Origin of the sequence: Kribbella sp. CCNWLW201 (genome assembly GCF_037203805.1) — a bacterium.
Taxonomy (GTDB): Bacteria; Actinomycetota; Actinomycetes; order Propionibacteriales; family Kribbellaceae; genus Kribbella.
Window position 1 is genome coordinate 363,493 of sequence record NZ_JBBCBQ010000005.1, and the last position, 22,465, is coordinate 385,957.

At 68.6% G+C, this 22,465-nt stretch carries 22 protein-coding genes and 1 riboswitch; of the genes, 12 read left to right on the forward strand and 10 right to left on the reverse strand.

Features of this window, described 5'->3' with window-relative positions; translation table 11 throughout:
• Nucleotides 1-159: 159 nt before the first annotated feature.
• Nucleotides 160-924 carry a phytanoyl-CoA dioxygenase family protein gene (locus V9K99_RS23555; RefSeq protein WP_337323589.1) on the reverse strand — a complete coding sequence of 255 codons (765 nt, stop codon included), beginning with the start codon at nucleotides 922-924 and terminating at the stop codon, nucleotides 160-162.
• A 92-nt stretch (nucleotides 925-1,016) separates the two neighbouring features.
• Between V9K99_RS23555 and V9K99_RS23560 the strand changes: the two genes are divergently transcribed.
• The 4 genes from V9K99_RS23560 to V9K99_RS23575 all read left to right on the forward strand — a co-directional run bounded on the left by V9K99_RS23560 (nucleotide 1,017) and on the right by V9K99_RS23575 (nucleotide 4,400).
• Complete coding sequence (locus V9K99_RS23560; protein WP_337006451.1) at nucleotides 1,017-1,820, forward strand: helix-turn-helix domain-containing protein; 804 nt, start codon at nucleotides 1,017-1,019, stop codon at nucleotides 1,818-1,820.
• Nucleotides 1,821-1,903: 83 nt separating this feature from the next.
• A complete protein-coding gene (locus tag V9K99_RS23565) occupies nucleotides 1,904-2,911 on the forward strand; it encodes an LCP family protein (RefSeq protein ID WP_337006454.1) in 1,008 nt (335 codons plus the stop codon).
• A 32-nt stretch (nucleotides 2,912-2,943) separates the two neighbouring features.
• Nucleotides 2,944-3,837, forward strand: a complete 894-nt coding sequence (locus tag V9K99_RS23570) for a YndJ family protein (protein WP_337006455.1) — start codon at nucleotides 2,944-2,946, stop codon at nucleotides 3,835-3,837.
• The gene (locus tag V9K99_RS23575; RefSeq protein WP_337006457.1) at nucleotides 3,837-4,400 is read left to right on the forward strand and encodes a DUF1990 family protein; all 564 of its coding nucleotides are present in this window, start codon (nucleotides 3,837-3,839) and stop codon (nucleotides 4,398-4,400) included. The genes V9K99_RS23570 and V9K99_RS23575 overlap by 1 nt, the downstream gene beginning before the upstream one ends.
• Before the next feature lie 274 nt (nucleotides 4,401-4,674).
• On the opposite strand, the gene V9K99_RS23580 is transcribed toward V9K99_RS23575, so the two are convergent.
• The 8 genes from V9K99_RS23580 to V9K99_RS23615 form a co-directional block, all read right to left on the reverse strand.
• Nucleotides 4,675-6,864 (reverse strand): MMPL family transporter, encoded by a 2,190-nt coding sequence (locus V9K99_RS23580; RefSeq protein WP_337006459.1) that lies wholly within the window; start codon nucleotides 6,862-6,864, stop codon nucleotides 4,675-4,677.
• 81 nt (nucleotides 6,865-6,945) lie between these two features.
• Nucleotides 6,946-7,644, reverse strand: a complete 699-nt coding sequence (locus V9K99_RS23585) for a response regulator transcription factor (RefSeq protein ID WP_337006460.1) — start codon at nucleotides 7,642-7,644, stop codon at nucleotides 6,946-6,948.
• The gene (locus V9K99_RS23590) at nucleotides 7,547-9,127 is read right to left on the reverse strand and encodes a sensor histidine kinase (RefSeq protein WP_337006462.1); all 1,581 of its coding nucleotides are present in this window, start codon (nucleotides 9,125-9,127) and stop codon (nucleotides 7,547-7,549) included. The genes V9K99_RS23585 and V9K99_RS23590 overlap by 98 nt, the downstream gene beginning before the upstream one ends.
• Nucleotides 9,128-9,209: 82 nt before the next feature.
• The gene (locus V9K99_RS23595) at nucleotides 9,210-9,347 is read right to left on the reverse strand and encodes a hypothetical protein (RefSeq protein ID WP_337006464.1); all 138 of its coding nucleotides are present in this window, start codon (nucleotides 9,345-9,347) and stop codon (nucleotides 9,210-9,212) included.
• Nucleotides 9,348-9,432: 85 nt separating this feature from the next.
• Nucleotides 9,433-10,860: an FGGY family carbohydrate kinase gene (locus V9K99_RS23600; protein ID WP_337006466.1), complete on the reverse strand. Its 1,428-nt coding sequence runs from the start codon at nucleotides 10,858-10,860 to the stop codon at nucleotides 9,433-9,435.
• A complete protein-coding gene (locus tag V9K99_RS23605) occupies nucleotides 10,847-12,244 on the reverse strand; it encodes an alpha,alpha-trehalose-phosphate synthase (UDP-forming) (RefSeq protein ID WP_337006469.1) in 1,398 nt (465 codons plus the stop codon). The genes V9K99_RS23600 and V9K99_RS23605 overlap by 14 nt, the downstream gene beginning before the upstream one ends.
• Before the next feature lie 6 nt (nucleotides 12,245-12,250).
• Nucleotides 12,251-13,252: a Gfo/Idh/MocA family protein gene (locus V9K99_RS23610; RefSeq protein ID WP_337006471.1), complete on the reverse strand. Its 1,002-nt coding sequence runs from the start codon at nucleotides 13,250-13,252 to the stop codon at nucleotides 12,251-12,253.
• Complete coding sequence (locus tag V9K99_RS23615) at nucleotides 13,243-14,646, reverse strand: amidase (RefSeq protein WP_337006473.1); 1,404 nt, start codon at nucleotides 14,644-14,646, stop codon at nucleotides 13,243-13,245. The genes V9K99_RS23610 and V9K99_RS23615 overlap by 10 nt, the downstream gene beginning before the upstream one ends.
• A gap of 148 nt (nucleotides 14,647-14,794) precedes the next feature.
• Here V9K99_RS23615 and V9K99_RS23620 point away from each other — a divergent pair, with 148 nt between their 5' ends.
• From V9K99_RS23620 to otsB, 3 genes are read left to right on the forward strand one after another with little or no spacing between them, the layout of a single operon-like run.
• Complete coding sequence (locus tag V9K99_RS23620; protein ID WP_442914744.1) at nucleotides 14,795-15,136, forward strand: DUF3263 domain-containing protein; 342 nt, start codon at nucleotides 14,795-14,797, stop codon at nucleotides 15,134-15,136.
• A 2-nt stretch (nucleotides 15,137-15,138) separates the two neighbouring features.
• On the forward strand, nucleotides 15,139-15,747 hold the full coding sequence (locus V9K99_RS23625; protein ID WP_337006477.1) for a LytR C-terminal domain-containing protein: 609 nt from the start codon (nucleotides 15,139-15,141) through the stop codon (nucleotides 15,745-15,747).
• Nucleotides 15,744-16,577, forward strand: a complete 834-nt coding sequence (gene otsB / locus V9K99_RS23630) for a trehalose-phosphatase (RefSeq protein ID WP_337006479.1) — start codon at nucleotides 15,744-15,746, stop codon at nucleotides 16,575-16,577. Before V9K99_RS23625 ends, otsB begins: the two co-directional genes overlap by 4 nt.
• Here otsB and V9K99_RS23635 read toward each other — a convergent pair.
• Nucleotides 16,543-17,010: a hypothetical protein gene (locus V9K99_RS23635; RefSeq protein ID WP_337006481.1), complete on the reverse strand. Its 468-nt coding sequence runs from the start codon at nucleotides 17,008-17,010 to the stop codon at nucleotides 16,543-16,545. The genes otsB and V9K99_RS23635 overlap by 35 nt on opposite strands.
• Before the next feature lie 328 nt (nucleotides 17,011-17,338).
• On the opposite strand from V9K99_RS23635, the gene V9K99_RS23640 reads away from it, so the two are divergent.
• The 5 genes from V9K99_RS23640 to V9K99_RS23660 all read left to right on the forward strand — a co-directional run bounded on the left by V9K99_RS23640 (nucleotide 17,339) and on the right by V9K99_RS23660 (nucleotide 22,462).
• Nucleotides 17,339-18,292 carry a DNA-3-methyladenine glycosylase family protein gene (locus V9K99_RS23640; RefSeq protein WP_337006483.1) on the forward strand — a complete coding sequence of 318 codons (954 nt, stop codon included), beginning with the start codon at nucleotides 17,339-17,341 and terminating at the stop codon, nucleotides 18,290-18,292.
• 26 nt (nucleotides 18,293-18,318) lie between these two features.
• Nucleotides 18,319-19,572 (forward strand): cation:proton antiporter, encoded by a 1,254-nt coding sequence (locus tag V9K99_RS23645; RefSeq protein ID WP_337006485.1) that lies wholly within the window; start codon nucleotides 18,319-18,321, stop codon nucleotides 19,570-19,572.
• 169 nt (nucleotides 19,573-19,741) lie between these two features.
• Nucleotides 19,742-20,704, forward strand: coding sequence for a helix-turn-helix domain-containing protein (locus tag V9K99_RS23650; protein ID WP_337006487.1), 963 nt, complete (start codon nucleotides 19,742-19,744; stop codon nucleotides 20,702-20,704).
• A gap of 65 nt (nucleotides 20,705-20,769) precedes the next feature.
• A riboswitch (SAM riboswitch) is annotated at nucleotides 20,770-20,911 on the forward strand.
• A gap of 10 nt (nucleotides 20,912-20,921) precedes the next feature.
• Nucleotides 20,922-22,190: a threonine synthase gene (gene thrC / locus V9K99_RS23655; RefSeq protein WP_337006490.1), complete on the forward strand. Its 1,269-nt coding sequence runs from the start codon at nucleotides 20,922-20,924 to the stop codon at nucleotides 22,188-22,190.
• Nucleotides 22,187-22,462, forward strand: a complete 276-nt coding sequence (locus V9K99_RS23660) for a ubiquitin-like small modifier protein 1 (protein WP_337006492.1) — start codon at nucleotides 22,187-22,189, stop codon at nucleotides 22,460-22,462. Before thrC ends, V9K99_RS23660 begins: the two co-directional genes overlap by 4 nt.
• The last annotated feature ends 3 nt before the right edge of the window (nucleotides 22,463-22,465 follow it).

Sequence of the window (22,465 nt, forward strand, 5' to 3'; positions counted from 1 at the left end):
CTCTCCTCAGACTCGTGCCGCCGGGCCGCAGCTCAGACGCGGCCCGGTCGATCGCCAGCACCTTAACCGAAATGATTGTCGTTAGCGAGAAGCGCCCGCATTCCGGTCAACCGCGTGATGGCGGGAACTTTGCGGTCCGCACGGTCGTCGATGCACCGATCACAGCCCGTCCTGGTCATGCCAGTGGTTCTGCCAGCGGCTGTCGACAGCGTCGGCGGATCGCTGATAGCGGATGTCGGTGGACAGCCGGATGCCGGTGGAGACGTTGTCGAGTGCTGCGTGAATCGTGTGCGCGGTGTGGATGACCACGTCGCCGGCTGCGTAGTCGGTCACCAGCCACCGGGCGTCGTACTCGTCCGCTAGTCCGGGCAGGTCGGCGGTCATCGATGCGGCCGGGTGCTTCAGCCGTCCTGCAGCCTCCTCCTCGAGCACCCGGTGGTGACTGCCTTCCAGGTACGTCAGGCCGCCGCGTGAGACCGGGCAGTCGCCTAGCGGGATCCACGCGGACAGCACCTGGTCGCTGCCCTCTCGGAGGTAGACCAGGTCGTAATGGGCCTGTGTCGCCGTACCGATGCCGTTCTCACCCGGTGCGGTCTGCCGGATGATCTTCCGCTTGTGCAGGAACGGCTCACCACCCAGGAACCACTCGAACCATCCTCTGAGTCGCGGCTGCGCACAGAAGGCGGCGTACTCAGGTCCCGGCACGATCTGGTCGAACAGGACCTTCCGGTACGACGCTCGATCGGTGACAGCTCCGGTCAACTCGAAGTAGTACCGCCGAAACCCCAGCACCACCTCGGGATCCAGCAATCCGGTCAGATACAAGTACCCGTCCCGCCACAACCGCTCCCGCAGTGCCTGACGGTCCGCACGCTCTCGGTCCGGTACGACGGTCAGCTCCGCGAGTCGACTCTGGTCAAGCACATAGCCATTGGAAGTCAGCACACCTCCATTCCACCCACAGTTGGCGGACGCCGGAATGGACACCAGCGACCCGGTTCTTGGACTCTTGTGAGGTGCTGAACTGGTCGATCTACCTGACTCCTGGTCAACCTGAACATCAACTTGGACTCTTCTGCCTAGGCGCCGGCGAGCAGGAGAACCCGCGAGGACAGGTGCCGGAACGCGCGCTCGGCTGTCACGCACTCGTCTGGATCAAGGAGGGTCGTGGCCACCTGTTGCATGGTCCCGACCGCCAACTGTTCGAGGTACAAGCACCGGCGATGCTCTGGCTTTACCCCGGTGTCCTGCACGGCTACCGACCTACTACTCGCTGGCGGCAGGCCTGGACGCTCTTCAGCGGTCCAGCCACGGCAGCACTCACCACACTGGGCCATCTGGACCCCGGTCAGCCTGTACGGCGGTACTCCGATCCACGACCGATCGACCGAGCCTTCACTCGGCTGCTACGCGTCAGCACCACGCACAACGCCGTACAGACTGTTGCTGCGTTGTATGACCTCATCGCCCAGGCTGCACCGCCGCCGGATGACGATGTGGCCGCTCGACTGGCTGGCCTGGCGTGCAGAGCGCTGAGCGTTCAGGACTATGCCGCAGAGCTTGGGCTCAGTGTGAGAGAGCTGCGCGAGGCCGTACGAGGTACTACGGGCTCCACACCGCAGGAACTGGTCTTGACCACCAGACTCAACACAGCCAAGGCTTTGCTCGCGGAGGAAGACTTGTCCGTGGCCGCCGTCGCACGGCGGGTTGGGTACGACGATCCGGCGTACTTCACCCGTTTGTTCACCGCGCGTGTCGGCCTGTCACCACGCGCGTTCCGGCGGTCTGGTTCGATTTCCGGGCGGATCTCCTCCTTCTGAAGGAGGCGGGAGCTACTTTCCGACCGCTAGATTCGTTCACTGGGGTGACGTGTTGAACGCCCGACCCCGATACGGTCGTGGGTATGAGTCAACCGCAGCCCATCGACCCGCGCTACGTGAACCAGCGGCCGCCGGCCAAGCCGAAGAAGCGGCGCAACTGGTTCGGCCGCATCATCGGTCTGATCGTCCTGCTGTTCATCCTCACCCTGATCTGCGTACCCCTGTACGCGTGGGGACGGATCGACAAGGTCGACGCCATGCCGGCCGGCGAGCGCCCCGCCGAGACGCCCGGTACGACGTACCTGCTGGTCGGCTCCGACAGTCGTGAGGGCCTCAGCCGGGCCGAGCGCGCCAAGCTGGGCACCGGCAGCGCGGCCGGGCAGCGCACGGACACGATCATGCTGCTGCACGTCCCCGAGTCCGGGCCGACCGCACTGATCAGCCTGCCGCGGGACAGCTACGTGCCGATCCCCGGACGCGGCCACAACAAGATCAACGCCGCGTTCGCCTTCGGCGGGCCGAAGCTGCTGATCCAGACGGTCGAGGGCGTCACCGGTCTGCGGGTGGACAACTACGTCGAGATCGGCTTCGGCGGGTTCGCCGGGATCATCGACAGCGTCGGCGGCGTGAAGATGTGCTTGCCTAAGGCAATGAAGGACAAGGATGCGCACATCGACCTGCCGGCCGGCTGCCAGCAGCTCAACGGCACCAACGCGCTCGGGTACGTCCGGGCCCGCAAGTCCGACCCGCTCGGCGACCTCGGCCGGGTCCAGCGGCAGCGCGAGATGATCGGCGCGGTCGCCGACAAGGCGGTGTCGCCCTGGACGTTCCTGAACCCGATCCGCTACTACCGGCTGGGTACGGCGAGCGCCGACGCGCTGACCATCGACAACGACACCGGCCCGATGGACCTGGTCAAGTTCGCGATGGCGATGAAGTCGGTCTCCGGCGGCGGTGACGGCGTCACGCTCACGGTCCCGGTCTCCGACACCAGCTACAAGGGGTCCTCGGTCAAGTGGGACACCGCCAAGGCCAAGGCGCTGTTCCAGGCGCTCAAGGAGGACAAGACCAGCGGTCTGAAGAGCAGTTGATCGCTGTTGTCCATGCAGTGGTGAGCCTGGGCATGCTCGTCATCGTGCCGCTCGGGCTCACCCTGCTGTCCGACCGCCTCGGCCTCACCGTGCTGTCGGACCGCCTCGGGCTCACGGTGCTCTCGGACCGCCTTGGGCTCACCGTGCTGTCGGACCGGCTCGGGCTCACCGTGCTGTCCGATCGGCTCGGCCTCGGCAGGACCACCGGCCCACGCTGGTGGTTCTTTTTCGCTGTGCCCGGTGTCATCGCCCTCTGGCTTCCCCGTGGTCCCGCCTCGATCACCTTGGCGTCGATCTACCTGGCCGGGACTCTCGTCCTGATCGGGCTCGCCGCCCGCGACTTCCTTCAACACAAGCGATTGCGGCCCCGTGAGATCGCGCTCTACACCGCGCTCGCGACTCCGTCGATCGCCGCACTCTCGTTGGTCGCCGAACGATCGTCGTACCAACTGTTCGGCTTCAAGCTGACCGTCCTCTCGCTTACGGTCGCCCACTTCCACTTCGCCGGGTTCGCGGCCGCGCTGATCGCCTTCCTGATCGCCGGACCGCGCACGACCGCCGGTGACGCGGCCGCGATCAGCGTCCCGCTCGGCACCGGGATCGTCCTGCTCGGCTTCTTCCTCGGCGACCCGGTCGAACTCGCCGGCGCCGCCGTACTGACCGCCGGCATGTGGCTGGTCGGGTGGAACCTCTGGCGCCGTGCCCGCCAGGCCGACCGGGCTACCGCCGTACTGCTCACCATCTCCGCCGCTGTGCTCGTCGTGACCATGATCTTGGCGTTGAGCTGGGCCCTGGGACATGTGGCTCCGACGCCCTATCTACCGTTGGAGTGGATGGTCGCCACCCACGGGCTGGCGAACGCTGTCGGCTTCGCACTGTGCGGATTGCTGGCCTGGCGACGACTCGGTACGACGGAAGGGACCTGATGAAGCTCGAGGACCTGACTGGCCTGCGGTTCTCGTACGACGTGGTCGGCTCCACCCGGTACGACGAGACGCCGCCCGGCTATCACCGGCTGGAGTACAAGGCCCGGATCGGCGAGGGTGACGAGGTGTTCCGCCGTGCGGGTGAGGCCCTGCTGAACTGGCGAATGCACCGCACCGCCGGCCTGCCGATGAAGTCGACGGACAGCCCGGTGGCCATCGGCGCCAACTCGCTCGGCCGGCTCGGCGCCGGCATGCTGATCGGCCGCCTCCGCACCGTGAGTCCCCTGGGCATGCTCGGTCTTCCGGTTCCCTGCCGCGTGGTCTGGATCGTCGACGAACCCGACCGCGTCGGCTTCGCCTACGGCACCCTCCAGGGCCACCCCGAGTCCGGCGAGGAGTCCTTCGTCGTCACCCGCGAACCCGACGGCATCCACTTCACCATCCGCGCCTACAGCCGCCCCGCCACCTGGTACACCCGCCTAGGCGGCCCCGCCACCCGCAAAGCCCAATCCCTAGCCGCCCGCCGCTACGCCAACGCCCTCCGCCGCCTCGCCACCCGATAACAGGGGCTCGTGTTGGCGCGGTGAAGCAGGCAGGGCGCCGACTCCTCGCCGGTGTGCCAGGGACGGATCACCCACTGCGTCAGCCAGAGCCGTGAGCCTCAGCACCAGGAGCCATGAGGCGACAAGCCGGATCGTCTTCGGGAAGCACGGAAAGCTCTGCCACCCGCCCTGGATCTATCGGGTTAAGCCTGATGGCTTGCGGCCCCCAGCACCTGTGCGGTTTCCGGAGGTTCAGTGCCACCACGTGGCACTGAACCTCCGGAAATCCGTGGGATCAGCGGGAGATTAGTTCGGGTTCGTGGGGGGTGGTGGTGAGCTGGCGGCGGAGGGATTCGCCTTCTACGTCTACGTTGGGGAGGAGGCGGTTGAGCCAGCGGGGGAGCCACCAGGCGGAGCGGCCGAGGAGGGCCATGACGGCGGGGACGAGGGTCATCCGGACGACGAAGGCGTCGATGGCGACCGCTAGCGCGAGGCCGAAGCCCATCTCGCGGATCAGGGTCTGGCTGGACAGGATGAACCCGGAGAAGACGGCGGTCATGATGATCGCGGCCGCGGTGACGACGCGGGCGCCGTGGGCGAACCCGTCGACGACGGCGGCGCGCGGCTCGGCGCCGTGGACGTGTTCCTCCCGCATCCGGGTGACCAGGAAGATCTGGTAGTCCATCGCGAGGCCGAACACCACGCCGATCAGGAAGATCGGCAGCATGCTCATCACCGGCCCGGTCTGGCCCTCGATCCCGAAGAGACCGGCCAGCCAGCCCCACTGGAACACCGCGACCACCGCACCGAACGTCGCCGCAACCGTGAGCAGGAAGCCGAGAGTCGCCTTCAGCGGCACCAGGATCGACCGGAACACCAGCATCAGCAGCAGGAACGCGAGTCCGACCACGAGCGCGAGGTAAGGCACCAATGCGTCGCGGAGTTTGTCCGAGACGTCGATGCTGATCGCGGTCGCGCCGGTGACGGCCACCTCGGTGCTGTCGTTCTCCGGCAACGCCCGGATCGCCTGGACCAGGTCGCGCGTCTGCGTCGTACTCGGACCGCTGGCCGGAATCACCGTCAGCAACGCCGTGTCCCCGGCCGGGTTGAACGTCGGCGGCGTCACCATCGCCACGTCCGGCAGCCCGCGTACGGCGGTCGCCGTAGCGTTGGCCGCCGTACCAGGATCGGCTGATCCACCGGCGTTGACGACCACCATCAGCGGACCGTTGAACCCGGGGCCGAAGCCTTCGGAGAGCAGGTCGTACGCCTTGCGCTGGGTGGAGTCTGGAGCTGCGGAGCTGTCGTCGGGCAGGCCGAGCTCGAGGTCGGTCGCCGGGATCGCCAGCGTACCGAGGCCGATCACCGTCACCAGCAGCACCGCCACTGGTCGGCGGGTGACGAACCGACCCCACCGACGCCCGGCGGACATGCGACCAGCGGCTTCGGGATCACCGGACCGCAATCCTGGGATCCGGCCGCCGAGGACCCGTCGTCCGGCGAAGCCCAGCAGAGCAGGCAGCAGCGTGAGTGCGATCGCGACGGCCAGTACGACGGTGAACGCGGCCGCCAGCCCCATCTGGGTGAGGAACGGGATGTCGACGATGAACAACCCGGCCAGCGCGATCACCACGGTCAGACCGGCGAACACCACCGCCGACCCGGCCGTGCCGACCGCGCGCCCGACCGCTTCCCCGGGCTCCAGACCTGTGCTCAGCTCGTGTCGGTAACGCGACATGATGAACAAGGCGTAGTCGATGGACACCGCGAGCCCGATCATCAGCGCCAGGATCGGCGTACCGGATCCGATGTCCATGAAACCGGTCGCGGCGGTGATCGCGGTGACCCCGATCCCGATCCCGATGATTGCCGATAGCAACGGTAAGCCGGCGGCGATGAGCGAGCCGAAGGTGATCAGCAGGACGACCGCGGCCACGCCCAGACCGATCACCTCGGTCAGGCTCTGCTCGTCCTGCACCTGCATGGCGTCACCGCCGTACTCGACTGTGAGGCCGGCCGCGCGTGCCGGCTCGACCGCGGTGGCGACCGCTTCCTGGGCCTCGGGTGTCACCTCCTGGGCCTGTACGTCGTACGTGACCTGGGCGTAGCCGGTCCGGCCGTCGGGGGAGATCGCCTTGGCGGTAAAGGGATCCAGGACTCTGGCCACCTGTGGGGCGTCGGTGATCCGGTCCAGAGTCTGCCGGACCTGCGCGGCGTTGGCCGTGTCCGTCAGCTTCTGGCCGTCGGGTGCCTGGAAGACGATCCGGGCCGTTCCCGCGTCGGCGCCGGCCTGCGGGAATCGCTCGCCGAGCAGGTCGGCGGCGCGCTGCGACTCGGTCCCCGGGATCGAGAAGGCGTCGGACGTCGGGCCGGAGAGCGTGGCCGCACCGGCGACTCCGGTGGCCAGTAGACCGAGCCATACGAGCACCACCAGCCGACGCCGGCGGAAAGCGAACCGGCCGAGCCGGTAGAGGAAGGTAGCCATGCTGCCGATCGTTCCGGCCGGGGGTTGTAGCCCGCGTCGGTCAGTCGTGGGCTTCTCGACGTACTGCGGATGCCGTACGAACTACTGCGTCTGCGGTACGTCGGCCGGCAGCGTCGTCCCCGGACGCACCAGGCCGGTCTGGTAGGCGAGCACGACCAGCTGGGCGCGGTCGCGGCAGTCGAGTTTCATCATCGCGCGGTTGACATGCGTCTTCGCGGTCGAGGGCGACAAGACCAGGCGCTCGGCGATCTCGTCGTTGGTCAGCCCGAGAGCGACCAGGCTGACGATCTCGCGCTCCCGGTCGGTGAGGACGTCGAGAGCGGACGGGCCGAGGTCCTGGCCGATCCGGGGCTCGGCCAGGAAGCGGTTCATCAGGCCGCGGACCGCCTTCGGTGAGAGCAGCGCGTCGCCGCGGGCGACCACCCGGATCGCGTTGATCAGCTCGGCCGGCTCGACGCTCTTGCCGAGGAACCCGCTGGCGCCGGACCGGATCGCCTCGAAGACATACTCGTCCACCTCGAAGGTGGTCAGGATCAGCACCTTCACCCCGGCCAGCGCCTCGTCCGCGGTGATCAGCCTGGTTGCCGCGAGCCCGTCGACCTCCGGCATCCGGATGTCCATCAGGATCACGTCGGCCCGCTCGCTGCGGGCCCGCTCGATCGCCTCGCGGCCGTTCGACGCCTCAGCAACGACCTCCAAATCGGGTGCTGAGCTCACCAGCACCCGGAACCCGCTGCGGATCAGCGTCTGGTCGTCGGCCAGCAGCACCCGGATCGTCACCTACGACTCCCGTCTCGAGAGGAAGAACAGCATGCACCCCAAAACCCCCACCCGCCTCCGGCCCGGTCCGCAACTCCCCACCCACAGCCTCGACTCGCTCCCGCATCCCCAACAACCCGTGCCCGGCGCCGGCACGGTGTGAGGCGGAGCCGGAAGGGCGTCCGGAGGGGGATGAGCCAGTGCCCCCGGAGGGTGTGGAGCCGGGGCGAGTCCCGGTGGCTGTTGAGCCGGGCTGGGCCCCGGTGAGTGTGGCGCCGGGCTGCCCACTGGAAGGTGTGGAGCCGGGGTGGTCCCCGGAGAGTGCGGTGTCGGGGCGGCCTGCGGCGTTGGTCGCGTTGAGCTGGCTCCCGGGGGTTGTGGGGCCGGGGTGGGAGCCGTTGAGTGTGGCGCCGGACGGTTCTGTGGAAGGTGTGGGGCTGGGGCCGGGCCGGGTGGTGGTGGGGGGTGGGGGCGCGGCGTGGGGTGATGGGGTGGTGTTGGTGATGTCTACGGTTAGGGCGGTTGGGTGGCGGGTCAGGCGGATGTGGGCGGCGGCGCCTGGGGCGTGTTTGAGGACGTTGGTGAGGGACTCCTGCACGATGCGGTACGCCGTCAGTTCGATCACGTCGGGGAGTTGGCCGAGTGAGTCCGGCACTTGCCAGTCGACCTTGACCCCGGCGGCCGCGAACGAGTCGACCAGGGCACCCACCTCGTGCAATGACGGTGTGGGTGCGGTCGGCAACGACGTACCGGAACGTCGCAGTACGCCGAGAAGGACAGTGAGCTCCTGCAGGACGGTCCGGCCGCCTTCGCGGACCAGGGCAAGGGCTCGTTCGGCCTCCTCCGGCTGGCTGCGCAGCACATGCGCGGCGACCCCGGACTGCACGTTCATCAGGGCGATGTGGTGAGCGATCACGTCGTGCAGCTCGTGCGCGATTCGCAGCCGCTCTTCCATCACTCGCCGCTGCGCCTCCTCCTCACGGGACTGCTCCGCGCGGAGAGCCCGTTCCTCCAGCTCCTGCTGGAGAGCCCGCCGATACCGCACCGCCTCAGCGGTCGCGCCCGCGAACAGGACCAGGAGCATCACTCCGAGGTTGTCGAGCACATTGCCGTCGGAGACCGGGGCATCGGAGATCAGCGTCACCACCGCCACCACTACCACCGCGATCGAACGGGTCCTTCGGTCCTTCTCCATCACGACCGTGTAGACCGCGCACGCCATGAACAGGACGATCGGGCTCTTCCCCTGCTCGATCACCTGGTAGGCGATCGTCACGATCGTGGTCGCGCCGAGCACCACCAACGGCGCGAGTCGGCGCAGGGCGAGCGCGATCGCGGCCACGACGGACAGCACCACGACCGTCGGCGTCAACTGGATCCGCTCACCGACGTGCCGGCTGCCCGGCACCAGCAGGGTGATGGCCAGCAGAGTCAGTGCGAGGCCGTGATCCAGCGCCAACGGGTGCCACCTGAAGTCGCGGCAGAACCGCAGGAGCGCGCCCATTCCCTCACAGTACGTGGTCACGCACCGAAACCACGTCGTCCAGCAGCCGTATCCTCGCCGTACCGCGGACGCAGTACGACGGTCAGAGCAGCTCGCGCAGAGCGGAATCCGGATCGGGAGCCTGGAGCAGGCGGGCACCGCGCGGAAGCAGCATCAGGAAGCGGCCGTGGGCCCGGCCGGCCACGCCGGCTCGCTCCCAGAGCAGGACGATCTGCAGCACCACTGCGTCGTAGACACGCGTGTCAGGCGCGTTCCACTTGGGACGGCCGAAGGTGGCTCCCAGATGTTTGCGGTTTGGTACGGCGTCAACCCAGCTCCCTCGACGCTCGGACAGCCAGTTCCCGGAGCGCAGAGTAGCGCGGCCGGAGCTCCGCCACCCGAGAGACTTCGGCGTCGACCGGCGTCAGGTGTTCGCCGCCTGGTTCGGGGGACAGACCGAGGGCGACGGCTGCCGCGCCTCGGGCGCCGACCTCGGCCTCCGCGCACACTGTGGTCGGCCGGGCGAAGGTTGCGGTCAGGCATCGCCGCCACCAGGCGGACGCGTCGATCCCACCCCCTCCGAGTACGACGGAGAGCTCGAGGCCGAAGAGGGAATCCAGCATCCGCAACCCGCGGTCGATCTCCAGCGACGCGCCCTGCAGAGAGGCCGCGAGCAGATCCTCGCCGCTGTCGTCGAAGGACAGCCCGAAGTACGCGCCTGAGCCGCTCGGTACGGTCGCCGGCGGCCGAGTTCCCGCCTGGAGCGGGATCGCGATCACCCGCGACGACCCGATCTCGACCCCGGCCGGCTCGTCGGACTCCAGCTGCAGTACGCCGGTCAGCCACGCATGCAGATTCCCCGCGGCCGAGAACGCCATCCCGGTCACCGCTCGCTTGTCGTCCACCCGGTACCGCCACAACTCCCACGGCAACTCGGGCGCGTCCGCGATCGGATGCACCACCCGTACGGCGGCCGACGTCCCCACGGTCACCGCTGCAGTCGTCTCGTCGTACCCACCGGTCCCGACGTTCGACGCGGCACCGTCACCGGTCGGCGGATGCACCGGTACGCCGACCAATCCGGGCCAGCGACGCGCAAATTCCGCAGACAGAGAGCCGGTCCACCCGGTCGGGACGATCGGCGGCAGCAGTTCGGCCTTGGCGCCGGCGATCTCCAGCGCCTCCTCGTCGTACACACCGCGAGCGAGGTCGAGCGTCCCGGTCCCGGACGCGATCGACACCGACGTGACCCGCTCGCCGGTGAGCCGCTCCAGCACCAGGTCCGGCAGACCAGCGAAGCCGGCCGGCGAGCCTTCGGACAGCAGCCACGGGATCCGCCGGGTCCAGTAGAGCCGGTGCAGCCAGGACCCTGTGCGGGCGTGGAACGCGTGCTCGTCGAACGACGATCCCAGGTCCAGCTCCACCGACCGCGTGTCCGCCCAAGTGATGACCGGGGTCAGCGCCGCACCCTTGTTGTCGAGGGCAACGATCGAGTGCCACTGCGAGGAGAGCACGATCGCGCCGATGTCGTCGAGATGACCGTTCTGCTGCAGCTCGTCCAGGCAGCCCAGCAGCCCTTCGACGTACTCGTGCAGGTCCAGCGTCGCCGAGCCGCCGGTCGCGTACGTCGGCGAGATCTTGTACCGCGCCAGCGCTCCCGGGACCGGGCTGGCGTCGGCGGCCGACAACACCAGCGCGCGGGCGGACGACGTACCGAGATCGAGTGCGACTATCCGGCCATCAGTCTTCGGCATGCAGCGCCTTCAGGAAGCTCGCTGCCCAGACGTTCACGTCGTGTGCGGCCAGATGTTTGCGCATCGCCTTCATCCGGCGGCCGAGCTGGCGGTCGTCGGTGTTCATCGCGTCGACGATGGTGTCCTTCATCCCGTTGATGTCGTGCGGGTTCACCAGGAACGCTTGCCGGAACTCGTCGGCCGCACCGGCGAACTCACTCAGCACCAGCGCGCCGGTGTCGTCGTACCGGCAGGCGACGTACTCCTTGGCGACCAGGTTCATCCCGTCGCGCAGCGGTGTCACCACGGCCACGTCGGCGGCGCGGAACAGGGCGGCCATCTCGGTCCTCGAGTACGACGTGTGCAGATAGTTGATCGCGGGCGTACCGATCCGGCCGTGTTCACCGTTGATCCGGCCGACCAGGAGCTCGATCTCGTCCCGCAGTACGCGGTACTGCTCGACCCGCTCGCGGGACGGCGTCGCCACCTGGACGAACACCGCGTCGTCGACCGAGACGCGCTTCTCGTCCAGCAGCTCCCCGAACGCGCGCATCCGTTGCCGGATGCCCTTGGTGTAGTCGAGCCGGTCCACCCCGAGCAGAATGTGGGCTGGGTCGCCGACCTCCCGGCGGATTTCTGCGGCGCGGGCCAGGGTCTCCGGCTTGCGGGCCAGGGTCTCCAGCTCGCCGACGTCGATGGAGATCGGGAACGCCTTGGCCCGGACGATCCGGTCGTCGGGTAGATGGATCCGGTCGCCGCGGGTGCGAAGGCCCATCCGGTTGCGGGCGAGGCGGGCGAAGTTCGACGCGGCCCCCGGCCGCTGGAAGCCGACCAGGTCCGCGCCCATCAGCCCGTCCAGGATCTGCCGCCGCCACGGCATCTGCGCGAACAGCTCGGTCGGCGGGAACGGGATGTGCAGGAAGAACCCGATCCGGACGTCGGGACGCAGCCGGCGCAGCATCGCCGGGACCAGCTGCAGTTGGTAGTCGTGCACCCACACGTCGGCGTTGTCGTCGGCGGCGTCCGCGGCCGCCTCGGCGAACCGCCGGTTCACCGCGACGTACGACTCCCACCACTCCCGGTGGAACTCCGGCGCCACGATCACGTCGTGGTACAGCGGCCAGAGCGTCGCGTTCGAGAACCCCTCGTAGTACAGCTGCACGTCCTCGGCCGACAGCATCACCGGGACCAGGTGCATGCCGTCGTTGTCAAAAGGATCGACCTTCTCGTCGGCGCTGCCGGTCCAGCCGATCCAGGCACCGTGGTGACCCTGCATCACCGGTGCCAGCGCGGTCACCAGCCCGCCTGGGCTGCGCCGCCACGCCGTACTGCCGTCGGGCATCTCGATCCGGTCGACCGGCAGCCGGTTGGCCACCACTACGAAGGAACTACGTCCGTCAGGCATATGTGCTCATCCACCCAGGTCTTCGTCGTCACCGGGGTACCGCACCCCGATCTGGCTGCGGGTCTCGTCGAGCAGTTCGAGAATCTCGATCGTCGCGGCATGCGGCAGCGACGGGACCTCGATGAGCCCGTTGCGCAGCGCGCGCATCACGTCCCCCGCCTCATAGTGGTACCCAAGCCCATGCGTCGGTACGTCGATCCGCTCGTCGCCGGCCGCCGTACGGCGCACGTAGTACTCCGGGTGGTGGAAGCGGTGCGGCAGCAACAGACTGCCGTCCGGGCCACTCACCGCGGCGGTCCACGGGTTCTGCGAGCGCAGGCCGCAGGTCAGCGCGGCGACCGCGCCGGAGTCGTACCGCCAGGCCATCGCCACGTTGAGGTCGACACCGTCCTGGTTGAGCGAGCCGACCGCCTTGACCTCGGCCGGACGGCCAAGCGCCATGTACGTGAACGTCATCGGATAGATGCCGCCGTCCATCAGCGAGCCGCCGCCCAGGGCCGGGTCGAGCAGCCGGGCGGGCAACGACGGCTTATGGAAGGCGAAGTCCGCGACGACCTGCTGCGGATCGCCGATCACGCCGGTCTCCAGGTCCGCGAAGAACGCCTGGATGACGGGGTGGGTCCGCATCCACATCGCCTCGGCGAACAGCGTCTTGTGCTCGGTCGCGACCGCGATCAGGTCCCGCGCCTGCTTGGCTGTCAAAGTCACCGGCTTCTCGCAGAGAACCGCGATCCCGGCCTGTAATGCGGCCCGGGCGACCGCGTAGTGCTGTGGATGTGGTGTACCGATGTAGATCACGTCGACCGTGCCGGATTCAATCAATCGGCGATAGTCGTCGTACGCGTGCTCGATACCGAACTCGGCGGCGAACCGGTCGGCGTTGTGCTGTGAACGGGACGCGACAGCGGTCGCCACGGCGTCGTCGGGTAGTAGTTTCAGATCCCTCGTGAACGACGTGGAGATGTTGCCAGTAGCAACGATACCCCACCTGACGCGATCTACACCCACTGTGTGAACTCCGGGGTCGGGAACGGTCCGTCTGCCCTGATTCTCGCGGTTTCGAAGGCGTGAGCCAAGCGAATGAGCGTGGTATCACTTCGGCCGGTACCGCTGAACGTGATCCCAACCGGCAGTCCGGCGACCAGCCCGGACGGCACCGAGAGCAGCGGATAACCCGCCAACGCGGCGTGGGAGGACGAGCTGCCGAGCACGTGATCGCCATTGATCAGGTCGATGGTCCAGGCCGGGGAGTACGACGGCGTGACGAGGGCGTCGAGCTGGTTGTCCCGGAGCAGGTTGTCGATCCCGTCCCGGCCCGCCCGGAGCGCTGTCAGCCGGGAAGCCACGTAAATCGGGGCGTCGAGGCCCTCGGTGGCCGCGGCCCGCTCGAACAGCTCCTGGCCGAACCACTGGAGCTCGACGTCCGCGTGCTCCTTGTTGAAGGCGATCAGATCGTCCAGCGTGCGTGGGCCGCCGGAAACGCGGGTGGCCAGGTACGCCGCCATGTCGACCTTGAGCTCATGTGCAAGCACCTGCAACTGGTCCTCGTCGCCACCAGGGGTCGGCAGCGACAGGTGGTCGACCAGCGTGGCCCCACACCGGCTGAGGATCCCCAGCCCGTGCTCGGTGGCCTGATCGAGGCCAGGGGAGTACCCCCACAGCGGTCCCCGCGGTACGCCGATGCGCACGTTGGTGAGGTCTGCACCAAGGCAGTGCTCGGTGTAGTCGGTGCTGCCACCGGTCAGCACGGTCAGCAGGGCCGCAGCCTGGGTGACCGTCCTGGTCATCGGTCCGGCGGTGTCCTGCGAGTGGGAGATCGGCACGATGCCCTGCTGCGGGATCAGGCCGACTGTGGGCTTCAGGCCCACGATGCCATTGAGTGCGGCCGGGCAGACGATCGACCCGTTGGTCTCGGTGCCGATGGCGTACTCTGCCAGCCCGGCGGCGACCGCTGCGCCCGATCCACTCGAGGAGCCGCCGGCAGAGCGGTTCAGGGCATACGGGTTGCGTGTCAGGCCGCCGTACGCGCTCCAGCCGGACGAGGACGCCGAGCCGCGGAAGTTGGCCCACTCGCTCAGGTTGGTCTTGCCCAGTACGACGCAGCCGGCCTCACGGAGCCGCCGTACCAGTGGAGCGTCCTTTGGTGGCGGCGGTTGGTCGGCCAGTGCGAGTGAGCCGGCTGTGGTCAGCAGATCGGCGGTGTCGATGTTGTCCTTGACCAGGACCGGGACGCCGTGCAGCGGACCACGGACTCGACCTTCGTCACGCTCGGTGTCGAGTTGGGCGGCATGGGTGAGAGCGGCGGGGTTGGGCGTGCAGATGGCGTTGACCAGCGGGTCCACCTCACGGCTCCTGGCCTGCAGCTCTTCCACCAGCGCCACGCTGGAGAGAGTTGAGCTCACCCCCTCGATCCTGCCAGAGTGGGCGCGTCCGGGAGTCCGCCTGACGACACGGTCCGTGTCGCCTGACCGGTGAATGACATCGCTGTTGTTCAGCACGTACAGTGGAGCGCGGACGGACGATCACCGACCGCACAGGAGTCAGCAGCAGATGGACAGCGCCAACGCCAGCTCTCCCGGCCCCGCCGAAGCTGCGCCGTCGACTGACCGGGGTGGCGGGGCGGGGGAGTTGGACATGGTCTCGGGACTCTCCGAGCGGGACGGTGCCATCCTCGCCTTCGAGCGGCACTGGTGGAAGTACGCCGGTGCCAAGGAGCAGGCGATCCGGGACCAGTTCCAGATGTCCGCGACCCGGTACTACCAGGTGCTGAACGCGCTGATCGACCGGCCCGAGGCGCTCGCTCACGACCCGTTGCTGGTGAAACGGCTGCGCCGATTGCGCGCCGCCCGGCAGCGAGCCCGCTCCGCACGCCGTTTGGGTATCGAGGTCTGATCTTGGCTTCCCCGAAGGACGACAAGGGCCAGGTCCTCTCGTCCCTCGTCGCCGTGCTCGCCGTCGTCGCGATCGTCGCCGGCCTGCTGGTGCTGTTCGGCACCCGCGGCAACGACAGCACCGCGGACGAAGGGGCCGGTACGAGTACCCCCTCGCCGAAACCGAAGCCGACCGGTGGGCCGTCGACGGTCGTCGCCAGCGTGCCCAAGCCGACCGCGGAGGGCACCACGCCCACACCCACGCCGACGCCCACCCCGACGCCGACCGAGCCTCCTGCCACCACCCAGCCCCCGGCCACTCAGCCGCCGGCGACGCAGCCGACCACGATCCCGCCGGCCCAGCGTCCGGCGGTCGAGATCTACAACAACACCGCGCGCAAAGGCCTGGCCGACTCTGTCGCGGGCCGCGCGCGGCAGGCGGGCTGGACCGTGGCCGGTGCCGACAACTGGCACGGGAAGATCGCCGAAAGCACCGTGTACTACCCGCCGGGCATGCTCGCCGCCGCCAACCAGCTCGCTCGGGACATCGGTGTCGGCCGGACCAAGGGTGCGCTGGACAACATGAAGAAGGACCGCCTCACCGTGATCCTCACCTCGGACTACGCCGGATGAGCACACCGACCATCCAGACCGAGGCCGGTCGCGAAGGCTGGGAGGCGATCGTCGCCGACCCGGCCACCGCGGTCATCTCGACCGACTTCGACGGCGTCCTGTCGCCGCTGGTCGAGGACCCGGCCATGTCCCGCCCGGTGGAGGGCGCTCTCGACGCGCTCGCCCGGCTGGCCCGCTCGGTGAACCAGGTCGCGATCGTCACCGGTCGCCCGGCCCTGGTCGCCACGGAGCTCACGGGCGTCACCGGCCACCCTGGCCTCGGGCAGCTCGTCGTACTCGGGCACTACGGGCTGGAGCGGTGGGAAGCGGCGACCGGGAAGGTCACGAGTGACCCGGTGCCGGCTGGTGTCGCCCAAGCTCGCGATCGGCTTCCAGGGTTGTTGCAGGAGCATGGGCTGCCGGACGCCTTCGTGGAGGACAAAGAGAGCTCGCTGGCGGTTCACACCCGTCGGCTGGCCGATCCGGTCGGTGCACTCGAGACGCTGCGTACGCCGCTGACCGAGCTGGCCGAGGCGGCAGAGCTGCGCCTGGAGCCGGGCAACCTGGTGCTAGAGCTGCGGCCGCCGGGTATCGACAAGGGGGTCGCTCTGCGCCGCCTGCTCGAGTCCACCGGTGCCCAGTCGATCCTGTACGCCGGTGATGACCTTGGCGACTTGGCGGCGTACCGGGCGATCGACGAGCAGCGCAAGGCCGGTCTGCGCGGTGTACTGCTGGCCACTCGCTCCTCGAACGCGACCGAGCTGATCGAGGCCGCGGACATCGTGGTCGACGACCCGACCGGCGTCGTGACTGTGCTTACTGCTCTTTCTGACGCGATCGCCGCGCGCTGAACGTCTGCGTCAGGGTCTGACCGAACGACTGGATCGGTCGCTCGACGTATCCGCCGTCCTTGAGGTTCGCCAGCCGCTCGAACGGGTTCCGCGACGCCGGGTCGCCGGTCAGGAACCACGAGACGACGACCCCGACGACGTACAACGGCCACAACGGCAGCCCGATCAGGCAGAAGTACTGCCACGAGTGCCGCTCCTCATGCCGCACCAGCGCCTCGTCATCGAAATACGCCCGCTCATACTTGCTGAGCACCACGTTCCCCACCGTGAACGCCCCCGCCACCGGAAACTTCACCTTGTACCCGTTCGCGAAGAACAGGCCCCGCGGCCCCCGGCTGAACGTGGCCCGCCCAATCACCCCCACCAACAGCCCAGCGACCGTCGACAAGTTCAGGAAGTTCCCCACCACCTTGACCCAATGCCACCCAGTCATGCCTCAGTATCGGCCCGTCACCCACCCGATGTCTCGATGTCGCAATTCTTAGGACATGGGGGCGGTTGCCGCGTCAAGAAAGGTGGGGTCGTAACCCGTTCCACCTGACCTGGCCCGGCACGCGTGTTTCAGCCACGGCTCGGTGAGGGACAAATCGACAGGACGTATACGCCCACTGCCGACCTCTCCCCGCCTGAACCCACCGGGTATCCGACTCGATCGCCGGACACCTCCTGTCGAACTGCACCAATCAGACCGGACCAGTGACAACCTCAGCCTTCCTGGATGCGGCACCATGTGTGTCCGTCGCGTGAGTCAGACTTGGGGCGTGAGTTCGGGAGTGCGGGTCTGGCGGGCTGGGCGGGTGGTGGATCCGCATTCGGTGATTGGGGGGTTGCGGAAGGGGCCGGGGGATCCGGCGTATGTGTTCGATCCGGTACGGCGGAGTGTTTGGCGGGCCACGCGGACGCCCGAAGGGCCGGTGCTCTTGCGGCTGACGCCGTACGCCTCGCTGGGGGAAGTGGAGGCGGAGGCGTGGGGGCCCGGGGCTGAGTGGGCGCTGGACGGGGTGCCGGAGTTGTTGGGGGAGGCGGACAGCTGGGACGGGTTCGAGCCGTTGCCGGAGCACACGGCGCTGGTGGATGCGGCGCGACGGTTCCCGCATGTGCGGGTGCCGCGGACGCGGGCTGTCTTCGAGGCGATGGCTGCCGCGGGGATCGAGCAGGTCGTCACCGGTAAGGAGGCGTTCCGGGCCTGGCGGGTGATTCTCCGCGAGTACGGCGAACCGGCGCCAGGACCGCAGCCACCGGACGGACGCGTGATGATGGTCCCGCCTTCGCCGGAAGAGTGGCGGTTGATCCCGTCCTGGCAGTGGTTGCGGGCCGGCGTGGAGGGCCGTCGGTCGAGAGTCGTGATCACGGCTGCAACGCGGGCCAAGGCGCTGGAGCGGACCCTGGAGCTGACTGACTCGGCGGAGATCGAGCGGCGGCTGCGGTCGCTGCCCGGGGTCGGAGTGTGGACGGCGGCCGAGGTGCGGCAGCGGGCGCATGGTGACGCGGATGCGTTCTCGTTCGCGGACTACCACGTGTCCCGGAACGTCTCGTACGCGCTGATCGGCGAGGAACTCGACGACGACGGCTGCGCCGAGCTCATCGAGCCGTACCGCGGCCACCGCTTCCGCGTCCAGCGCCTCCTCGAACTCACCGGCATCGGCCACCCGCGTTACGGCCCCCGCAAGGCCCTGCCCACTCACACGCCGGGCGCAACCCATCGCTTGAGGTAGCCCGCTGTGGGCACCGGACTGCCACCATGACGATTGACGGGGACGGCCTCTACCTGGTCGCGGGGCTGGCCCTCCTGCTGGGCGCCGTACTGCCACGCCTGCTCCGCCGGTACGCCGTCTCCGCGCCGATCGCGTTCGTCGGCGCCGGACTGTTGCTCGGCCTGGCCGTGGACCGCACCCACCTCAGCCCGATCGCCGAACCCGGGCTGACCAAGCACTTCGCCGAGCTGACCATCCTGGTCGCCTTGATGGGCGTCGGCCTGGCGATCGACCGGCCGATCGGGTGGGGCCGTTGGAAGGTGACCTGGCGTCTGCTGCTGGTTGCCATGCCTGCCTGCATCGCCGCGGTCGCCGGCGTCGGTTGGCTGCTCGGGCTGGCTCCCGCGACCGCTCTGCTGCTGGGTGCCGTCCTCGCCCCCACCGATCCGGTGTTGGCCTCGGACGTCCAGGTGCAAGGACCGTCGACCGGTGCGGGCGCCGAGCCGGAAGAGGACGACGAGGTCCGCTTCGCACTCACCTCGGAGGCCGGCCTGAACGACGGTCTGGCCTTTCCCTTCGTGTACGCCGCTGTGTTCGCGGCGACCAAGGGTGCGGTGGGCAACTGGGCACTCGAGTGGTTCGCCTGGGATCTGATCGGCAGGACCGTGATCGGAGTCGCAGTCGGCGCCGGAGTCGGCTGGTTGCTCGGCAAGATGGTCTTCTCCGCACCCTCGCGGATCTTCCGCCTGGCCGACTCGCGTGAGCGTGAACCCGTGCTGGCGCTGGCGATGACACTGGGCGTCTACGGTCTCGCCCAGGTGCTGCACGGGTACGGCTTCATCGCGGTGTTCGTCGCGGCCCTGTGCCTGCGAGCGGCCGAGCGAAGCCACGACTTCCACGAGGAGCTGCACGGGTTCATCGAGCAGCTCGAACACATCCTCACCTGGGCGATCCTGTTACTGCTCGGAGTCGCGATCACGGCTGGGCTGCTGAAGCCGCTGACCCTCGCCGGTGCCGCGCTCGGGGTCCTGCTGGTGCTGGTGATCCGTCCCCTGACCGCGTGGATCGGCCTGGCCGGAGCACCGATGCGCCGCTCCGAGCGGTGGGTGACCGCGGCGTTCGGGGTCAGGGGCGTCGGGTCTGTGTTCTATCTGGCGTACGCAGGCGCCGAGTTCAGCACCGACCTGCCGTGGCTGTGGGCGACGGTCGGCTTCACCGTCGTCCTGAGCGTGGTTGTTCACGGCGTTGCGGCGACACCTCTGATGCGGATGCTCGACCTCCGCCGCGACCGGACTTCGTGAGCGCGGCGGCCGGCGGCTCGAGGCCGTGCCGAATCGCGGAGGCGGCGTGGACTCCGGCGGCGACCTGGACGGCGAATTCCTTCAATCCCTTGAACATGACTCCATCGTCCGAGAGTCGAGCCGCGCTCAGAAGTGGCGTGAACGACGACTATCGCTAAGATTGTGACACATGGATCAGCGCAGCGTTTCAGTCCTCGCGTACGACGGCATGACGGCCTTCGAAGCCGGCATCGTGATCGAGGTTTTCGGGCTGGCCTGGCCGGATATCGACCAGCCCTGGTACGAGCTGAAGGTCTGCACCGAGACACCCGACCCGATCCGCGTACTCGGCGGCGCCACTCTGAGTAGCCCACACGGCCTGGAGGAGTTCGCCGCCGCCGACACAGTCGTCATCCCGAGCGTCGCCGACCCGCGCGGCGAGACCTCTCCCGAGCTGATCGCCGCGCTGCAGGAGGCCCATCGTCGCGGCGCCCGGATCGTGTCGATCTGCTCGGGTGCGTTCGCTCTCGCCGCCGCCGGCCTCCTCGACGACCGCCGTGCGACTACCCATTGGCGGTACGCCGATATGCTCCGCAAGCGCTACCCCAAGATCGTCGTGGATCCAGAGCCGCTCTACACCGACGAAGGCGACGTACTCACGAGTGCCGGCTGTGCTGCCGGGCTGGACCTGGCCATGCACCTGGTTCGCAAGGACTACGGCGCGGCCGTGGCGAACTCGGTCGCCAGGCGACTGGTGATCCAGCCGTACCGGTCCGGCGGTCAGGCGCAGTACATCGAATCCCCGGTGCCGCCCGACCCCGACGACGCCTCGGTCGCCCGGAGCCTCGGCTGGGCGCTCGAACATCTCGCCGAGCCCATCGGCGTACCCGATCTGGCCAAGCAGGCCGGGCTGTCGCCGCGGACGTACCTGCGTCACTTCGTGAAGGCGACCGGTACGACGCCCGGCAAGTGGCTGATCGCCCAGCGGATCCAGGCGGCCCTGACGATGCTGGAGACCGGGGATGCGCCGGTGGAGGAGATCGCGTTGGCGGCCGGGTTCGCCACGCCGGTCACGCTCCGCCACCACTTTTCCAAGCAGTTGCACACGTCGCCGTCGGCGTACCGTCGTACCTTCCGGGCCCGGCACGGCTGAGATCGACTGTCTCGGATGGTGGGAACCGAAGACACAATATGGACCCGATTGGGTAACCTCGGGGGAGCTCATCCAGAGGGACTGAGGGAAACGGCCCGTTGAAGTCCCGGCAACCCTCCCCGTCGAGCCCCCGTCCTGGGGGTGACTCGCGGTGGAACGGTGCCAAATCCGTCCCACGCCGAGATCCGGTGCCGGGGAAGATGAGGAGGGAACCTCCATGAGCCTGACCGCCGACTCGACCACCCACACCATCCGTGAAGGTGCCTTCGGCAACGGTACGCACCTGAGCTGTCGCGCCTGTGGGGCGAAGTCGCCACTTGGTCCGTTCTACGCCTGTACCGAGTGCTTCGGTCCGCTCGAGGTCGGGTACGAGTACCCGACCATCACCCGTGAGCAGATCGAGGCCGGCCCCAAGAACATCTGGCGCTACCAGCCGCTGCTGCCCGTCCCGGTCGACGTGGCCAGCTTCCCGAACACCGAACCCGGCTACACCCGGCTGATCGACGCCGGCAACCTGGCCCGCGAGCTCGGCCTGCGCAAGCTGTGGGTGAAGGACGACTCGGGCAACCCGACGCACTCGTTCAAGGACCGGGTCGTCGCGTCCGCCCTGAGCGCCACCCGCGAGCTCGGCATGAAGGTCTTCGCCTGCCCCTCCACCGGCAACCTGGCCAACGCCGTGGCCGCTGCCGCCGCCCGGGCCGGGATCCGCTCGGTCGTGTTCATCCCGCACGACCTCGAGCGCCCGAAGGTGATCACCACCGCCGTGTACGGCGGCACGCTGGTCGCCGTCGAGGGCAACTACGACGACGTGAACAAGCTGGCCTCCGAGATCGCCGGCGAGGAGGAGGGCTGGGCGTTCGTCAACGTCAACGTCCGGCCGTACTACTCCGAGGGCTCCAAGACGCTCGCCTTCGAGATCGCCGAGCAGCTCGGCTGGCGGCTGCCGCAGCAGATCGTCATCCCGGTCGCCTCCGGTTCGCAGCTGACCAAGATCGACAAGGGCTTCACCGAGCTGGGCAAGCTCGGCCTGGTCGACGCGACCGACTACAAGGTGTACGGCGCCCAGGCCACCGGCTGCTCGCCGGTCGCCCAGGCGTTCCGCGACGGGTACGACGTGGTGAAGCCGGTGAAGCCGGACACCATCGCGAAGTCGCTGGCGATCGGCAACCCGGCGGACGGACCGTACGTCCTGGACGTCGCCCGCCGTACCGGCGGAGTGATCGAGGACGTCAGCGACGAAGAGGTCGTCGAGGGCATCCAGTTGCTGGCCCGGACCGAGGGCATCTTCACCGAGACCGCGGGCGGGGTGACCGTCGCGACGCTGAAGAAGCTGATCGAGTCCGGCCAACTCGACCCCGAGGCCGAGACGGTGATCATCAACTCCGGCGACGGGCTGAAGACGCTCGACGCCGTGGCCGACCGGGTCGGCCCCAAGGTGACCATCCCCGCGTCGTACGACGCCTTCGTGAAGGCAGGCCTGCAGTGAGCGTGAGTGTCCGCGTCCCGACCATCCTGCGGCCCTACACCCAGGGCGCGTCCGCGGTCAGTGCCGAGGGGGCGACGCTGAGCGAGGTGCTGGAGTCGCTCGACAGCTCCTACCCCGGCATCAAGGCCCGGGTGCTGGACGAGTCGGGCGAACTGCGCCGCTTCGTCAACGTATACGTCGACAACGACGACGTACGCTTCGCCGAAGGCCTGCAGACGTCGATCAAGGACGGCGGCGAGGTCTCGATTATCCCCGCGGTAGCAGGCGGCTGACAT

Bases quoted from the DNA above. Each gene is read 5' to 3' on its own strand.
- V9K99_RS23645 (WP_337006485.1), top strand. From the start codon at position 18,319: ATGACGATTGACGGGGACGGCCTCTACCTGGTCGCGGGGCTGGCCCTC.
- V9K99_RS23565 (WP_337006454.1), top strand. From the start codon at position 1,904: ATGAGTCAACCGCAGCCCATCGACCCGCGCTACGTGAACCAGCGGCCG.
- V9K99_RS23605 (WP_337006469.1), bottom strand. From the start codon at position 12,244: ATGCCTGACGGACGTAGTTCCTTCGTAGTGGTGGCCAACCGGCTGCCG.
- thrC (WP_337006490.1), top strand. From the start codon at position 20,922: ATGAGCCTGACCGCCGACTCGACCACCCACACCATCCGTGAAGGTGCC.
- V9K99_RS23600 (WP_337006466.1), bottom strand. From the start codon at position 10,860: ATGCCGAAGACTGATGGCCGGATAGTCGCACTCGATCTCGGTACGTCG.
- V9K99_RS23575 (WP_337006457.1), top strand. From the start codon at position 3,837: ATGAAGCTCGAGGACCTGACTGGCCTGCGGTTCTCGTACGACGTGGTC.
- V9K99_RS23635 (WP_337006481.1), bottom strand. From the start codon at position 17,010: ATGACTGGGTGGCATTGGGTCAAGGTGGTGGGGAACTTCCTGAACTTG.
- V9K99_RS23570 (WP_337006455.1), top strand. From the start codon at position 2,944: ATGCTCGTCATCGTGCCGCTCGGGCTCACCCTGCTGTCCGACCGCCTC.
- V9K99_RS23590 (WP_337006462.1), bottom strand. From the start codon at position 9,127: ATGGGCGCGCTCCTGCGGTTCTGCCGCGACTTCAGGTGGCACCCGTTG.
- V9K99_RS23580 (WP_337006459.1), bottom strand. From the start codon at position 6,864: ATGGCTACCTTCCTCTACCGGCTCGGCCGGTTCGCTTTCCGCCGGCGT.
- V9K99_RS23650 (WP_337006487.1), top strand. From the start codon at position 19,742: ATGGATCAGCGCAGCGTTTCAGTCCTCGCGTACGACGGCATGACGGCC.
- otsB (WP_337006479.1), top strand. From the start codon at position 15,744: ATGAGCACACCGACCATCCAGACCGAGGCCGGTCGCGAAGGCTGGGAG.
- V9K99_RS23620 (WP_442914744.1), top strand. From the start codon at position 14,795: ATGGACAGCGCCAACGCCAGCTCTCCCGGCCCCGCCGAAGCTGCGCCG.